This window comes from Allocatelliglobosispora scoriae (assembly GCF_014204945.1).
Taxonomy (GTDB): domain Bacteria; phylum Actinomycetota; class Actinomycetes; order Mycobacteriales; family Micromonosporaceae; genus Allocatelliglobosispora; species Allocatelliglobosispora scoriae.
Genome location: NZ_JACHMN010000002.1, coordinates 1511846 through 1527426 on the forward strand (window position 1 = coordinate 1511846; position 15581 = coordinate 1527426).

General features: G+C 71.2%; 13 protein-coding genes. 7 read left to right on the plus strand and 6 right to left on the minus strand.

Features of this window, described 5'->3' with window-relative positions; all coding sequences use genetic code 11:
- Positions 1-37: 37 nt before the first annotated feature.
- The 7 genes from F4553_RS40945 to F4553_RS12520 all read left to right on the plus strand — a co-directional run bounded on the left by F4553_RS40945 (position 38) and on the right by F4553_RS12520 (position 10849).
- Positions 38-1543, plus strand: coding sequence for a tetratricopeptide repeat protein (locus tag F4553_RS40945; RefSeq protein WP_184835609.1), 1506 nt, complete (start codon positions 38-40; stop codon positions 1541-1543).
- Positions 1544-1712: 169 nt separating this feature from the next.
- On the plus strand, positions 1713-4259 hold the full coding sequence (locus tag F4553_RS12495; protein ID WP_312875180.1) for a fibronectin type III domain-containing protein: 2547 nt from the start codon (positions 1713-1715) through the stop codon (positions 4257-4259).
- 93 nt (positions 4260-4352) lie between these two features.
- A complete protein-coding gene (locus tag F4553_RS12500) occupies positions 4353-5330 on the plus strand; it encodes an AAA family ATPase (RefSeq protein ID WP_184835613.1) in 978 nt (325 codons plus the stop codon).
- Positions 5331-5344: 14 nt separating this feature from the next.
- The gene (locus tag F4553_RS12505; RefSeq protein WP_184840658.1) at positions 5345-6562 is read left to right on the plus strand and encodes a DUF58 domain-containing protein; all 1218 of its coding nucleotides are present in this window, start codon (positions 5345-5347) and stop codon (positions 6560-6562) included.
- An 11-nt stretch (positions 6563-6573) separates the two neighbouring features.
- Positions 6574-8862, plus strand: coding sequence for a transglutaminase TgpA family protein (locus F4553_RS12510; RefSeq protein ID WP_312875181.1), 2289 nt, complete (start codon positions 6574-6576; stop codon positions 8860-8862).
- A gap of 279 nt (positions 8863-9141) precedes the next feature.
- Positions 9142-10287 (plus strand): cellulose binding domain-containing protein, encoded by a 1146-nt coding sequence (locus F4553_RS12515; RefSeq protein WP_184835617.1) that lies wholly within the window; start codon positions 9142-9144, stop codon positions 10285-10287.
- A 46-nt stretch (positions 10288-10333) separates the two neighbouring features.
- Positions 10334-10849, plus strand: a complete 516-nt coding sequence (locus tag F4553_RS12520; protein WP_184835619.1) for a 2'-5' RNA ligase family protein — start codon at positions 10334-10336, stop codon at positions 10847-10849.
- Here F4553_RS12520 and F4553_RS12525 read toward each other — a convergent pair.
- The 6 genes from F4553_RS12525 to F4553_RS12550 form a co-directional block, all read right to left on the minus strand.
- On the minus strand, positions 10846-11196 hold the full coding sequence (locus F4553_RS12525; protein ID WP_184835621.1) for a DUF2203 domain-containing protein: 351 nt from the start codon (positions 11194-11196) through the stop codon (positions 10846-10848). The two genes, F4553_RS12520 and F4553_RS12525, sit on opposite strands and share 4 nt — an antisense overlap.
- 207 nt (positions 11197-11403) lie before the next feature.
- Entirely contained in the window at positions 11404-12927 is a 1524-nt protein-coding gene (locus tag F4553_RS12530; protein ID WP_184835623.1) for an amino acid permease, read from the minus strand.
- Between the two features lie 138 nt (positions 12928-13065).
- Complete coding sequence (locus F4553_RS12535) at positions 13066-13833, minus strand: methyltransferase domain-containing protein (protein ID WP_184835625.1); 768 nt, start codon at positions 13831-13833, stop codon at positions 13066-13068.
- 44 nt (positions 13834-13877) lie between these two features.
- Positions 13878-14276 carry a DUF3151 domain-containing protein gene (locus tag F4553_RS12540; RefSeq protein WP_184835627.1) on the minus strand — a complete coding sequence of 133 codons (399 nt, stop codon included), beginning with the start codon at positions 14274-14276 and terminating at the stop codon, positions 13878-13880.
- Between the two features lie 17 nt (positions 14277-14293).
- Positions 14294-14920 (minus strand): nucleoside/nucleotide kinase family protein, encoded by a 627-nt coding sequence (locus F4553_RS12545; protein ID WP_184835628.1) that lies wholly within the window; start codon positions 14918-14920, stop codon positions 14294-14296.
- Positions 14921-14942: 22 nt separating this feature from the next.
- On the minus strand, positions 14943-15581 hold the full coding sequence (locus F4553_RS12550) for a transglycosylase domain-containing protein (RefSeq protein WP_184835630.1): 639 nt from the start codon (positions 15579-15581) through the stop codon (positions 14943-14945).

Below are 15581 nucleotides of genomic sequence, written 5' to 3' on the forward strand. Positions count from 1 at the left end.
GTAGCGCTGCCCTGCGCCGACAGGGCAGCATAGGCTCGTGCCGCAGCAGACCCATCTCCCCGATGTCTGGACCGAGGCCCGCGAGCTCCGTGACCGAGGCGACCTCGACGGCGCGCGCCTGCTCCTGGAGGACAGCCTGGACACGGGCACCTTCCAGTTCGGCGAGGACCACCCCGATGTGCTCGCCACCGGCCATCTACTCGCCACGATGCACCACCACGCCGGCGACCTGACCTCCGCCCGCCGGGTGCTGGAGGAGGCCCTGCACGCGGGTTCCCTGCGGCTGCGTGACGACGAGCCGGTGATGCTGCGGCTCAGTTTCGAGCTGGCCCGCGTCGCCGACGAGCTGGGCAACCGGCACGAGGCACGCAAGCACTACAACCGCGTCGTCACCCACGGGCAGCTCGCCTCCGGCTTCGCCGAACCGGTCCGGGAGGCGCTCGCCTGGCTGGGGCAGCACGCGCCCACCACGCAGTACCCGCAGGCGAGCGCACCGCCCCAGTGGCCGCTGCGCCCCTCGGACACCGCCGAGCACCCGACCGTCACCCCGGCCGCCGCCCATGTCCACCAGTCCGGCTACGACCCGGTGCAGGGGGTCTACGAGCACGAGCCGGTCGACGACTACGACGACGAACCGGTCGTCTACGAGCAGCCCGTCGCCTATCGGCAGCCCGCCGCGGCCTACGACCAGCCCGTCGGCTACGACCAGCCCGTCGTCCATGACCAGCCCGTCGTCTACGAGCAGTACCCGGAGGACCGGGAGCAGCACTGGAACGACCGCGAGCAGCGGTGGGAGGATCTGCCGCCGCAGCAGCAGTGGAACGCGCGCGAGCAGCGGTGGGAGGACATGCCGCAGCAGCAGTGGTCCGAGCCGGCACGGCAGGAGTGGTCCGAGCCGGCGCAGCAGCAGTGGTCCGAGCCCGTGCGGCGGCAGTGGGACGAGCCCGAGGAGCAGTGGGACGAGCCGTCGCTGCCCTCGCTCTCCGGACCGCTGCGGTTCCCGGATCACGCCGACGACCAGCACGAGTACGTCAGGTTCGTGCCGGAGGCGGTGGGGCCGGTGCCGGTGGCCGTGCCCGTACCCCTCTTCCCCTCGCAACCCACCGTGGTGGTGGAGCGGCGCGGGCGCGGCCCGATGCTCGCGGCGATCGGCGCGGCCGTGACCGCGGTCGTCGCGGCCGGCGTCGCCGTCGTCGTGATGCTCAGCGGCAGCGGCGGCACCCCGGCGGCGACCCCGACCACCGGAGCCGCGCAGACCCGCGAGCTGAACCCGCCGACCGGTGTCGCCATCGTGGACAACGGCGACGCGATCACCATCACCTGGACGGATCCCGGCGGCACCAATGGCTTCGCGGTAATGATGGGCCCCAATGAGAAGGAGTTGCGGCTCTCCACCCAGAACCTCGGTGTCGTGAGCACCAAAACGATTAACGGCTTGAATACGAAGTTCAATTACTGCATCCAGATCATCGCCATCTATTCGGCCTCTGACCAGCCTGTTCGCTCCGAAACCGTGTGCACCAAGCGAACCGGGGCGCCCTGATCCACACCATTCGCCGGGTTACCTCCGTCGGTGGCTGGGCCTATGATGACGGCGGCTTCGCAGGAGCTGTCATTGGCCGACGCGAGTGGGGAGGGGGCGACCCATGGTCGATCTGACACCGGGTGCGCTGGGACGAAGAGCACGGACAAAGGGGGGCATCGTCACGATAGTGACGGTGCTGGGCCTCGTCGCGGCCATGGGCCTGACCTGGTTCGGCCTCGGCGCCAAGGACCACGCCGCCGCGAGCTTCGACGCGAGCTCCTGGATGTGGAGTTCGCTCAAGGGCGAGCTCGCCCGGGTCAACGGCGTGACGGGCCGGGTCGACACCCGGTTGAGCCTGGAGCCCGCGATCGGCCACAACGTGCAGGTGAGCCAGAGCGACAAGAACCTGATCGTCCGCGACCTCAGCAGCGGCAAGCTCAGCGCCGTCGATCTCGCCACGCTGCAGATCTCCGCGACCTCGCAGACCGCTCCCGGCATCGGCGTCTCGATCGCCATCGACCGCGACGCGGCGTTCCTGATCGACCCGGTGCAGGGCATCGTGCAGCAGATCAACCCGGCGACCCTGGCGCCGCTGGGCGAGGCGCTCTCCTACCCGCCCGGCATCACCGGCGGCACGTTCGACGGCGCGGGCAAGCTCTGGATCGCCGTGCCGAGCGAGGGCACCGTCTCGGCGGTCGTGCCGATCCCGATCGTCAGCGCCAGCGGCGGCCAGGGCGGCGGTGGCGTGCCGACCAGGGTGACCACCGTCCCGGTCGCCGAGCCCAGCCACGACCTCGCCGTCTCCACACTGGACAACGGTGTCGCGGTGCTCGACCGCACCTCCGGCAAGCTCACCACGGTGCGCGGCGACAAGCCCCGCGAGATCGGCCTCGACCTCGGTGGATACGGCGACATGCCCCGGCGCACCACCGGTGCCAAGGTGCCGGTGACCGTGGTCGACGGCCGCCACGTCTTCGTCGTCAACGACGTCGGCGCGGTGCGCGACTTCACCGTGCCCGGCGACTCCCCCCGCCTGCAGCCCGCCGTCTCCTGGGCCGACCGGTTCTACGTCGCCGACGATGCCAACCACGTGATCTACGTCCTCGACGCCGAGGGCCACCAGATCGACTCGATCAACTTCAAGGAGGCGGGCGGCCCGCTGGAGCTGGAGGTCCGGGAGAACCGGCTCTTCATCAACGCGCCCGCCGCCACCACCGCCCGGGTCGTCGACGACCACGGCAAGGTCAAGGTCGTCGAGAAGTTCGTCGGCGAGGTGGTCGGGGCCGAGGTCCCGCCGCCGCCGGTGGTCACGCCGCCCAAGCCGGTCCCCGGACCGCCCGGCCCGCCGCGCAACGTCAAGGCCTCGGCCGGCAACGCGCAGGTGCGGATCACCTGGACCAAGGCGGTCGAGCACCTCTCGCCGATCCAGCGCTACATCGTCGAGGGCGACGGCAAGACCTGGACGGTCGCGGCCAACATGCGGTCGCTCGTCGTCACCGGCCTGGTCAACGGCAAGTCCTACGTCTTCTCCGTGCGAGCCGAGAGCCCCAAGGGCAAGGGCCCGGCGCGCAAGACGCCGCCCTTCATGCCGACCTCCGAGGTGCCCGCGGCGCCGACCGCGGTCAAGGCGGTCGACAAGCCCGACGGCACCGTCGTGGTGACCTGGTCCAAGGCCAACGGTCTGGGCCGCGCCATCAAGAGCTATGAGATCTCCGCGGTCACCGGCGGTGCCAGCGCGCCGATCGGCACCGCCACCGGCACGTCGTTGACGATCAAGGCGGGCGAGCTGGCCTACGGCACGCAGGTCGCCTTCACCGTCGTCTCCATCAACGACAAGGGCGCGGGCTCCGGGGTCTCGCCGACCAGCAACACGGTCACCCCCTACACCAGGCCCAGCGCGGTGAAGACCCTCGCCGCCACGACGGTCGCCAACCAGAAGGGCGCCGTCCGCGCCACCTGGGGCGCCGCCGACGACAACGGCCGCCCGATCACCGGCTACGAGGTCACCGCCAACGGTGCCAAGCAGACCGTGACCGGCACTTCCGTGACGCTCAACGGCTTCGCCGACGGCGTCAACGTCACGGTCGCCGTGCTCGCGATCAACGTCGCGGGCAAGGGACCGGCGAGCAGCAAGGTGGCGAAGACGATCTCGCCGCCGACGATCACCGCGACCGGGCGCACCATCACCTACAACTCGATGAGCCTCGCCTTCGCCACCGACACCGGCGGTGGTGCCGCCACCTGCGCGGTCAGCGTCAACGGCGGCGCCGCGAGTGCGCTCTCCTGCACCGGCGGCACCGTCGGCGGGCTCTGGCCGGGCACGGCATACAGCTACACCGTCACGATCACCAACGCGGCCGGCTCGGCCAATTACGCCGAGGCGCAGACCTCGCCGATCCTCAAGGGCACCGTCGGCTGCTCGGGCTGCCCGAACGGCGTCGGCATCTACACCAGGCCGTGGCAGGACACGAGCTCGTTCTCCAGCCCCGACGCGCAGGACAACGACAAATACCGCGCGCTCTGCAAGATCGAGGGCATGGACGGCAACCAGTCGCCCAGCGCCACGATCAACGCCGCCGGGGAGAACCACAACAAGTCCAGCGCGTGGTGGGTGCAGCTCAAGAACGTGCCCGAGACGAAGAACACCGTCAGCAACTCGGGCAACCGCTACATGCCCTACGCGTTCTTCGATCTCGACGCCGGCGACAACCTGAACATGATCCCGCACTGCTAGACACCGGTCGGCGGTGTCCGTCCGGTCGCACGCAGCGGCCGGACGGGCACCGCTGATCCGCACCACCGACCCATTGAGCACAAAGGACATACTGTGACCCAGCCTCAGCCGCTCACCCCGGCACAGGTGGCGGCCTTCGCCGACCTGTCGGCCAAGCTGGCCGAGACCATCTCCACCGTCGTCCTCGGCAAGCCCGAGGTCGTCCGGCTGGCGCTGGTCGCGCTCTTCGCCCAGGGCCACGTGCTCCTGGAGGACGTGCCCGGGGTCGGCAAGACGACCCTGGCGCGCGCCATCGCGGGCTCGGTGCAGGGCCAGTGGCGGCGGGTCCAGTTCACCCCCGACCTACTCCCCTCCGACGTCACCGGCGTCACGATCTTCAACCAGGCGAGCCGGGGCTTCGAGTTCCACCCGGGCCCGATCTTCGCCAACATCGTCATCGCCGACGAGATCAACCGGGCCTCGCCCAAGACGCAGTCCGCGCTGCTGGAGGTCATGGAGGAGCGCACGGTCACCGTGGACGGCGTGCGGCACGCGGTGCCCCGGCCGTTCATCGTCGTGGCGACGCAGAACCCGGTCGAGATGGACGGCACCTACCGGCTGCCGGAGGCACAGCTCGACCGGTTCCTGATGAAGCTCTCCATCGGATACCCGGAGGAGAGCGTCGAGATCGAGGTGCTGCGCGGTGCCTCGCTGCGCTCCCCCGAGGCGCTCGACCCGGTCTGCAACACCGAGACGATCGCCGAGGCGGTCCGGCTCGCGCAGCGGGCGCACATCGCCGATCCGCTCTATACCTACGCGGTGCGGATCGCGACCGCCACCCGCGAGCACAAGCACGTGCGGGTCGGGGTCAGCCCTCGCGGCGTCATCGCGCTCACCAAGGCCGCCTGTGCGTACGCGTTGACGGTGGGCCGGGGTTACGTCCTGCCGGAGGACTTCAAGGCGCTCTTCGTCCCGGTCTTCGCGCACCGCATCCTGCTCTCCCCCGATGCCCAGCTCCGCGGTGTCACCGCCGAGGAGGTGCTCGCCGACGCGATCGCGGCCGTGCCGGTGCCCCTGCCCGGCCAGGCATGAGCCTCCGACCGGCCATGATCCTCACGGGGCGGGGCGTCGGCCTCACCATCGCCGGGGCAGCACTCGTCGCGGGCGGCTTCGGCTTCGGCTATCCGGAGCTCGCGATCGTGGGCACGACATCGCTGATCGCGGTCGGCTGCGCGCTGGTCTACGGTGCCTGGCGGCCCAAGCTCAGCGTCGAGCGCGCCGTCGAGCCGGACCGGGTCGCACGCGGTGAGGGCAGCACGGTGACGCTGACCGTGCACAACGACAACCGCCTGCTCGCGGCGAGCCTCATCGCCGAGGACCGCTGCGCGGAGGTGCCCGTCGCGGTGCCGGTGATCCGGTTGCGGCCCCGGACCGAATCGACGACGAGCTACCCCGTCCCGACCGGGCGGCGCGGTGTGGTCGGGATCGGCCCGCTGCGGGTCACCCGGCGCGACCCGCTGGGCCTGATCGGGCTCTCCCGCGACCACGGCGGCACCGCCCAGGTCTGGGTCCACCCGCGCGTCCACCTCATCCGGGCGGTCCCGGCCGGCATCAGCCGCAGCATGGACGGCCGGGTCGACCGGGTGCCGCACGGCAGCATCACCTTCGACACCCTGCGGGAATACGTCGTCGGCGACGAACTGCGGCACGTGCACTGGCGGACCAGCGCCAAGGTCGGCGAGCTGATGGTGCGCGAGCACCTCGACACCAGCCTGCCCCGTCTCGTCGTGCTGCTCGACGACCGGGTCGGCTCCTACCCGGACGCCGCCGGTGCCGCCCCCGGTGCGGAGATCGCGCCCTTCGAGGCGGTCTGCGAGGCCGCCGCGTCGATCGTGGCCGCCGCGATGCGCGAGGACCTGCCGATCAGCATCCACACCGTCAGCGGCGCCGAGGCGGCGACGATGGGCACCCGCGCCCGCAGCGGTGCCCGGGCCCACCTCGACCTGCTCGCCGAGGCGACCCTGCAGCCGCTGACCGAGACGACGGAGGCGGGCGCCAACGCGGCGCTCACCCAGGCCGCCAACCGGCTCCGCCAGCACCGGCCGGGCGACACCCTCATCTACCTCACCGGGGTCGGCGGCCTCGCCGATCTCGGGCTCGTCGGCCTGCTCCGCGGCCCGTTCCCGACGATCGCGGTCGGCTGCCTCGGTCCGGCCGCACCCGACGAGCCGCCGACCTCGGGCGCCGCCGCCGGGCTGCTGATGCTGCGCGCCGAGGACGGGCTCGAGTTCGCCGCCGAGTGGGACGGGGTCCGGCGATGGTGAGGTTTCTCCGCGTGGTCACCGTCCCGGTGCTGCTCGCGGGCATGCTGGCGCTCGCCGGGATCACGCTGGGTCAGGTCTACTCCGGTCCGCTGCTCGCCCTGCTCGTCGCGGGTGCCGCCGCGGGATCGGCGCTGATCGGGATCGCCACCCGGCCACTGCCGGCCTGGGCCGTCGCCCCGCTCTCGGTGCTGGGGCTGCTCGGCTACGGCTCCTTCGCGATCATCTACTCCGCCCGGCAGTCCGGGGTGGTCGGCGACTTCGCGGATGTCGCGCTCGACGCGGTCGCCAACGGCGTACCCCGGCTGCTCACGGCGATGCTGCCGGTGGAGGCGCAGCCCGACACGGTGGCGGTCCCGGTCATCGTGACCTGGCTCGCCGGACTCGCTGCGACCGAGCTCGGCACCCGGTCGCAGCGGATGATGTCGGCGCTGGTCCCGCCGCTGCTGCTCTACGTGAGCGCGCTCTACCTCGTCGGCCCGCATCGCAGCACCACGATCTGGACCGGCCTCGGCTTCGCCGGGCTCGGCGCGCTCGCCCTCGCCGCCACCGGGCAGTGGCAGCGCACCGCCGTCCGCGATCCCGGCGGGGCGCTCGACACCGGTGTCCGTCGAGCCCTGCGGATCCGCGCCGCCATCGCCGCCGCCACCGGGGTGGCCGTCATCGTGGCCCTCGCCGCGATCGCCGCCAGCCCGATCAGCGGCGGCGTCGGCAAGCAGCCCGCCGACCCCCGGGCGTACGTCACCCCGCCACAGCTCGACACCCTCGACGAGAACCCGCTGAGCCGCATCTCCGGGTGGGCCGTCACCCCCGACCAGCACCTGCTCGACACGACGCTCAACGAGCCCGCCCGGATCCGGCTCGCCGTGCTCGGCGACTACGACGGGATCACCTGGCGCGTCGGCGGCCTCTACCACCCGGCCGGACGGTCCCTGCCGTCGCCGCCCCCGCCACCGGCCGCCGTGCCGGTCGAGGGCGAGGAGACCACCGGGATCGACCCCGGCGTGACCACCGAGATCGAGCAGAGGATCACCGTCGTGGAGCTGGGCGGGAAGCTGCTCCCCGCCGTCGGCACGCCGCGCCGGGTGGACGGCGTACGCGTCTCGCTCGACCCGACCAGCGGCACGCTGATCCTGCCCGAGGGCCTGTCGGAGGGCCTCTCCTACACCGTCACCTCGCAGCGCACCACGCCCGACATCAACGTGCTGCCCACCGCCGACGTGCCCAAGGGCCCGGCGATGGCCCGCTACCTCAGCTTCGCCCCCAACGTGCCGTCGGCCCTGGAGAACGCCGCGCAGCAGCTCGCCTCGGAGAACGCGGGCGCCTATCAGCGGGCGGCCGCGATCGAGCAGTTCCTCGCCGAGCACTACCGGCTCGACCCGAAAGCGCCGAGCGGCCACGCCTATCGCAACCTGGAGTTCTTCCTCTTCGGACCGGCCCACGCGGGCGGTCGCCGAGGCACATCGGAGCAGTTCGCCGCCTCGTTCGCCCTGCTCGCCCGGATGGTCGGCCTGCCCAGCCGGGTCGTCGTCGGTTTCAACGGCGCCAAGGGCAGCGCAGCCGTGCACGCGAGCGACGCGTACGCGTGGCCCGAGGTGCTCTTCGCCGGGATCGGCTGGGTGCCCTTCGATCCGCTGCCCCGCCCGGACCAGCAGGTCGAGCCGCTGGAGCCGCAGTTCGAGCCGAAGCCCGAGCCGACGAAGCCGGAACCCTCGGACGTTCCCGCGCCGACCGTCCAGCCCGGCTCGGCCGGACCCACGGCACCCGTCGAGTCGACCGGCGCCGCCGTCGTCACCGGCTCGGTGCTGCCGGTCGTCGGTGCCGGGGCCGGTGGCGGCCTGCTGCTGCTCCTGGCCGGCGCGCTGGCGATCATCCTGATCGGACGCAAGGCACTGCGTCGTCGGCGCCTCGACGAGGGCAGCCCCGCCGACCGGGTCACCGGCGCCTGGCTGGAGGTGACCGATGCGCTCCGGCTCGCCGGGAGCCGCCCCGGCTCGTCGCTCTCGGCGGCCGAGATCGCGCAGCACGCCCAGGAGGCCGCAGCCGCGCCCCTCGGCGGCAAGCACGTCCGGCTGCCCGCTCCACCGCTGACCGAGCTGGCGAGCCAGGTCAACGCGGTGACGTTCGCCGCCGGGGGCAGCGTCCAGGTCGACGCCGACGCGGCCACCGGGCGGGCGACCGCCTTCATCGACGAGCTCAAGGCGCGGCGCCCGTGGTGGCGGCGCCTGATCTGGGCTGTGCACCCCGGACCGCTGCGCTGGCAGCGCCGCCGCGACCGCGAAACCCCCAAACCTGAACTTTAATGCTGGACACGCCGTAGATTCCGCAACAACTGTCAGGATCAACATCCATCGTGGAGTTGATCCTGACTTTTGTTGCACCGTTGGCGGCGTGTCCAGCATTAAAGTTCAGGGGGGTGGGGGCGCTGGCGCCGGCGGGGTGGGGCGCATAGCATCTACTTCGGACGATGTCGGCCCGTTGGGAGCCGGGCCGCTCGGCAGCGTCCGTCGACACCTGTCTTCGCGCAGGTGCCCGCAGGGGCGGCGGTGCCACTCTGCGCGCATTGCGAAGGGACCACACCCATGGCAAGGCCCGCTCCCCGAGCCGCGCTGGCGGCCGCAGTAGCAGCCGTCGTCGCTGCGCTGGCGTTCGTCATCGCGCAACCCGCCGTCTCCGCCGCAGCGGCACCCGTGCGCATCATGCCGCTCGGCGACTCGATCACCGGTTCCCCCGGCTGCTGGCGCTCGCTGCTGTGGCAGCGGTTGCAGAGCAGCGGCTACACCAACATCGACTTCGTCGGGACGCTGCCGCCGCAGGGCTGCGCGGTCGCGCACGACGGCGACAACGAGGGCCACGGCGGCTTCCTCGCCACCAACATCGCCAACCAGAACCAGCTGCCGGGCTGGCTCAGCGCCACGCTGCCCGACATCGTCGTCATGCACCTCGGTACGAACGACGTGTGGAGCAGCATCGCACCGGCGACGATCCTGACCGCGTTCAGCAAGCTCGTCGATCAGATGCGGGCCAGCAACCCCAACATGAAGATCCTCGTCGCGAAGATCATCCCGATGAACCCGTCGTCCTGCACCCCGTGCGGGCAGCGGGTCATCGACTTCAACGCGGCGATCCCGGCCTGGGCCGGCGGCAAGACCACGGCGCAGTCGCCGATCACCGTCGTCGACCAGTTCACCGGCTTCTCGACGGCGACCGACACCTACGACGGGGTGCACCCCAACGCCGCGGGCGATCAGAAGATGTCCGACAAGTGGTACCCGCCGCTCGCCGCGCTGCTCAGCGGGGCCACCGGCTCGCCGTCGGTCTCTCCGTCCACGTCCCGGTCGCCCTCCGCCTCGCCGTCGGTGTCGCCGTCGGCGTCCCGGTCGCCCTCGGCATCGCCGTCGCCGTCCGGCTCACCTCAGGCGGGTAAGCGCTGCACCGCCACCTACAAGGTCGGCAGCCAGTGGAACACCGGCTTCGGCGCCGAGGTGTCCGTCGCCAACACCGGCAGCGTCCCGATCACCGGCTGGACCGTCGTGCTCGTCTTCGGCAACGGCCAAGTCGTCACGCAGCTGTGGAACGGGGCCTACACGCAGGCCGGCGGCACCGTGACGGTCAAGAACATGAGCTACAACGGCACCATCCCGGTCGGCGGGACTATCGGCTTCGGCTTCAACGCCAACTGGAGCGGCGTCAACAACGCACCTGCGGTGACCTGCACACCGGCATAGCTAACCAGGTTGCGGCGATCATGCCGGAGGATCTAGCGTTCCGCGCATGGTCGCCGCCCTGGAGCTCTACTTCGATCACGTCACCCAGCAGCGCATCCGGACACTGTGGACGGCGTTGGAGGAGGTCGGCGTACAAACCATGAAGCGGCTGCTCGACGGGCGGCACCGGCCCCACCTGAGCCTGACCGGCGCGGAACGCCTGGACGGGCCCGCCATCGCCGCAGCGCTCGACGGCCTCGCCGCCGCGCCGCCGCTCGAGGTCAACCTCGACTTCTGCGGGCAGTTCGTCGGGCGCGTGCTGTGGCTCGGGCCGGTCCCCACCCCGGAGCTGCTCGCGCACCACGCGGCCGTGCATCAGCGGCTCGACGCAGCCGGGATCAGCGGATTCGACGTCTACCGGCCCGGCGCCTGGGTGCCGCACGTGACCATGTCGATGCGCGTGCCCCGGCCGCTGCTCCCCCAGGCGATCCGCCTCTGCCTGGAGTTCCTCCCGATGAAGGCCACCATCACCGGTGCGGCGGTCGCCGACCACGCGCACGACGAATATCTGCCGCTGAGCTAGATCGGGCGGCGGCCGGGGAAGCCGCAGTCGGCGCGGTGGTACCAGGAGATGTCCTCGTCGCCCTCGAGCCAGCACCACAGGACCGGGCGGCCGTCGTGCTCGCCGGGGTAGTCGAGCAGCACCGGAGCGTAGCCCTTGACCTGGACCTCCTGCTCGGAGATCTCTTCCAGCACGGCGAAGAGCCTCGCCTCCAGCGCCTTGGCCTCGGCGAGTCCGCCCAACGGGCTCTCGCCGTGCTGGGCGAGGTCGGCGCGGAGCTCGGCCAGATCTGCGCGCTCTGTGATGAGCTGCTGGATGCGGGGCTTGAGCGCGGCGAAGTGCTCTCGTGCTTCGGCAAGGGTGAACACGAGGCCATTATGCGTGTTGTGCGGGGTTTGGCTGCGTCGTGGGTCGGTCAGGCCTGCGTGCGTCGTGGGCGGGGTTGGGGGGGCAGATCGACTCAGGCAGGGCGGTCAGGCTTGATCCCTGCCTGAGTCGATCTGCCCCCCAACCCCGGGGTGGGTCCAGGTGGCCGCGGCGGGTTGCGGAGGGACGGTGGGAGGTGACCGTTGGGTTTACTCCGTTGGGGTGGTGATGGTTGTTCTGGGGCCGGTGAACCAGTGTTTGGCGCTCAGCGTCCACCAGAGGGCTGCTCCGCCCAGGACCAGGGCTACGGCCGCGATGGTGTAGTTGAAGTTGGCGACCGTGATGGGGTAGACGCCGGGCAGGACGAACAGTACGCAGATGAGCCCCACCCAGATGACGGCGATCCAGCCGATGGGGCGGCTGTAGCGGCCCAGATTCCAGGGGCCCTGGACGAAGTCGGGGTTGCGGAGCCGGAGGTAGATGGGGGTGGCGTAGGCGACGTAGAGGCCGATGACGGAGATGGCGGTGGCGGCGAGGTAGGCCGTGGTGTTCCACAGGGACGGCAGGACGAGGAGGGTGGAGCAGACCACGCAGAGCCAGATGGAGTTGGTGGGCGTACCGGTGCGGGGGTTGACCTTCTTCCACAGGCGGGAGCCGGGGAGGGCGCCGTCGCGGCTGAACGCGTAGGCCATGCGGGAGTTGGCGGTGACGGAGGCCATGCCGCAGAAGAACTGGGCGACCACGCAGATGAAGAGCAGGAAGATGCCGAGATCGTTGCCGGCGGCATCGATGAAGATCTGGGCCGGCGGGAACTTCGTCGCCGAGCCGAGCGCGCCGTCGTAATCCTGGATCGCCCAGGTCACCGCGAAGAGCAGCGCGAACCCGGCGATGACGGAGACGACGACGGAGCTGACGATCCCGCGCGGTGCCGCGATCTGCGCGTCGTGGGTCTCCTCGGAGACGTGGGCGCTGGCGTCGTAGCCGGTGAACGTGTACTGCGCCATCAGCAGGCCGAGCAGGAACGCGAGCACGGCGGCGCCGGTACCCGAGAGCCCGGTGGCGTTGGCGGTCTGCAGGAAGACATCGCGCAGGTCGTAGTGCTTGTCGGGCACGACGACGAGGACGCCGACGATCACCGCGACCCCGACGATGTGCCACCAGGCGCTCACATCGGAGAGGATCTTCACGAGGTTGACGCCGAAGGTGTTGAGCAGCCCGTGCAGCGCGATGATCACGAGGAAGACCGTGAAGGTGCTGAGCGTCGTGACCGGGAGGTCGACCGTGAGGTTGAGGAAGGCGGTCGTCGTGAGCGCCGCGCCGAAGTCGATCGCCGCGGTGACCGCGACCTGGCCGAGGAAGTTGAACCAGCCGACGAACCAGGCCCAGGCCGCCTTGTTGGTCCGGGCCAGGGCGAACGCCCACCAGTAGAGCGCGCCGGCGGTCGGATAGACCGAGCAGATCTCGGCCATCGCGAGCGCGACGACGGTGACCATGACACCGACGCCGAGCCAGCCGAGGGTGATCGCGGCAGGCCCGCCGTTGGCCATCGCGATCGAGTACGACGTGAGGCACCCTGCCAGCACCGAGATGATCGAGAAGGAGACGGCGAAGTTGGAGAAGCCGGAGAGCTTGCGTCGCAGCTCCTGGCGGTACCCGAACTGGGCCAGCAGGGCGACGTCGGCGTCGGCGCCGCCCTCCGGTCCTGGCGTTGCGTCAGCTCCAGTGATAGTCATACTTTTCGATCATTCGCATGAGGATGATTCATGTCAATGACATGATCGGCTGACATCTATGCGCTGCGGGGCTCCGCGATCACGGCGCGGCCCTGCGATCGCAGCGCAGCCACCGTGATCACGACACCGCCGCCCCGATCACGCCGCGGTCTCGGCGATCACCGTGTAGAAGGTGAACCCCGCCTGGAACGGCCCGGTCGACAGGCTCGCCAGCCACGCCTCCGCCGCATCCGCCTCGATCGCGCCGTCGGCGACCGCCCGCGACGCGACGCTGCCCATCCGCAGGATCTGGTCGGCGGCGGCGAAGCTGCCGAAGACGATCGGCGTCGGGATGATCGACTGCACGGCGAATCCCGCCTCCATGGCGAGCCGGGTCAGCTGCCGCCCGATCGTGCCGTTGCGGATCACCCGGTCCGCGACGTAACGCGTATATGCCCTGGTGGTGGCGAGGTCGGGGGCGTCGAAGGTGAGCGTGTCCCAGTCCGGCTCGACGAGGCCGAGCAGGCAACCCGGCCGCAGCACCCGGCCCACCTCGGTGAGGATCGCGGCGGGGCTCTCCACGTGCATCAGCACCCGGTCGATCCGGGCCCGGTCGACGCTGTGGTCGTCGAGCGGCAGCGCCGAGCCCGAGGCGAGCCGGACCTCGATGTTGGGCTGCTCGACCTGGTGCTGGGCCGCCTCGACCATCGCCGGGTCGTGGTCGACGCCGATGACCATGCCCTGCTCGCCGACCCGATCGGCCATCGTGGCGAGGTCCGCGCCGGGCCCGCAGCCCAGATCCAGCACCGTGTGGCCGCGCCGCAGGTCGAGCTCGGCGAGCAGCCGCCGCTTGTAGTCGCGCCCCGGATCGGTGGCGGCGAGCTGAAGCAGGTAGTGGATCTGGTCGTGCTGCGGGGGTGTGGGCATGCTCCGGATGCTAACGACGGCCGGGCCTTTTGTCAGGGTGAGACCTAGGCGAGAGCCTCGGCCGCGGCCGGGTCGCTGTCACGCAGGAACGTCGCGCAGCGCTCCGCCTCGTCGGTCTCGCCGATCTCTGCGGCGGCCTGCGAGAGGACGTGCAGGCAGCGCAGGAAGCCCCGGTTGGCCTCGTGGGACCACGGGATGGGACCGGCGCCCTTCCAGCCCGCGCGGCGCAGCTGGTCGAGGCCGCGGTGGTAGCCCGTGCGGGCGAAGGCGTAGGCGGTGACCGCGTCGCCGCCGTCGAGTGCCCGCTTCGCCAGCGCCGCCCACGCGTCGCTGTAGGTCGGGTGAGCTGCGGCGGCCTTCGCCGGGTCGCCCGCTGCGAGCAGCGCGGCGGCGGCGTCGTCGGCGGGGAGCAGCGTGGCGGGCGGTTCCATCAGGTTGCGCATGGTCCCATTCAACACCCTCACCTCCGCAGGATCAGCCCGGCCCGGTCGCGGGTCGTGGCGATGAGCCGTGCGTTCGCCTCGTCGCTGCGGAACACCCACTCCCGCGCCGCCTCCTCCGACAGGCCCTTGCTGCGCTGCCGCGCCAGCAGGCCAGGCAATCGCTGCGCATCGTCGGCCTCCAGGAAGGCCGCGACGTCCAGCAGCGAGCGGACCCGATCCCAGGGCGCGGTGGGTACGAGCAGGTAGTTGCCCTCGGTCACGATGAAGCGGGTGCCGGGGTGGATCGGGATGCTCCCGGCGACGCCCTCGTTGAGCACATGGTCGAAGGCGGGCGCGTAGACCGTGTCGTCCACGTCCCGCCGCAGCCGTTCGAGCAGGGCCACGTATCCCAGCGCGTCGAAGGTGTCCGGGGCACCCTTGCGATCCGCCCGGCCGAGCCGCCGCAGCTCCACATTGGCGAGGTGGAACCCGTCCATCGGCACGGAGACGGCGGCGCCCTCGCCGTAACGCCGGATGAGCTCCTCGGTGACCTCGTCGGCGAGCGTCGTCTTCCCCGCACCGGGCGCACCGGCGATGCCGATGACGACGCGCCCCTCGGACTCGGGCAACGCGCCGATCACCGCACCGATCAGGTCAGCAGTCATCGTCAGTTCATAGCACGCGGTGTCACGCCGACGACGCGGCCGACGGGAATGTGAGCTTCGCCAGCTGCGCCTGGCTGATCCAATCCCGGTCGAGCATCTCGCGCAGGATCTCCGCCCAGCGGATCTGGCGCTCGGCCCGGGGAGTGCCGTTGAGCATCGCGCCGAGCGCGGCGGCTTCGGCGAGGGTCAGCTTCGCGGCGTCGTGCCGGAAGACCCCGAGCGCGGCGGCCTGCACCCCGATCCGTCCACTGCCGAAGTCGGCCCGGTCCAGGTAGAGCAGGAGGATCTCCTCGAGGCTGTACTCCGCCTCCAGCTTCGCGGCGATGATCGTCTCGCGGAGGCCGCCGTCGTCGTCCTGGGTGGCGAGGCGAACGTAGCCCCTGGTCAGCTCCGCCGGATCGACCCCGGCGAACCCGCCGGGGCTGTGCTCGAGGAACCCCGGCTCGATGGCGGCGACAAAGGCTCTGCGGGCCGTCTCCGGCAGCTGCGCCGACATGGCTCGATCACCGGCCGGCTGCCTGTCCGGAACGATCGACTCCACGCTGTCGTAATAGTAGGTCCAGCCGACGACCGCCACTCCGATGAGGAGGATCGGCGCGACCAGCAGGGCGACGATCCAGCGCCACCGGCGCCGACCGGTTACGGCATCGATCTGCGACAT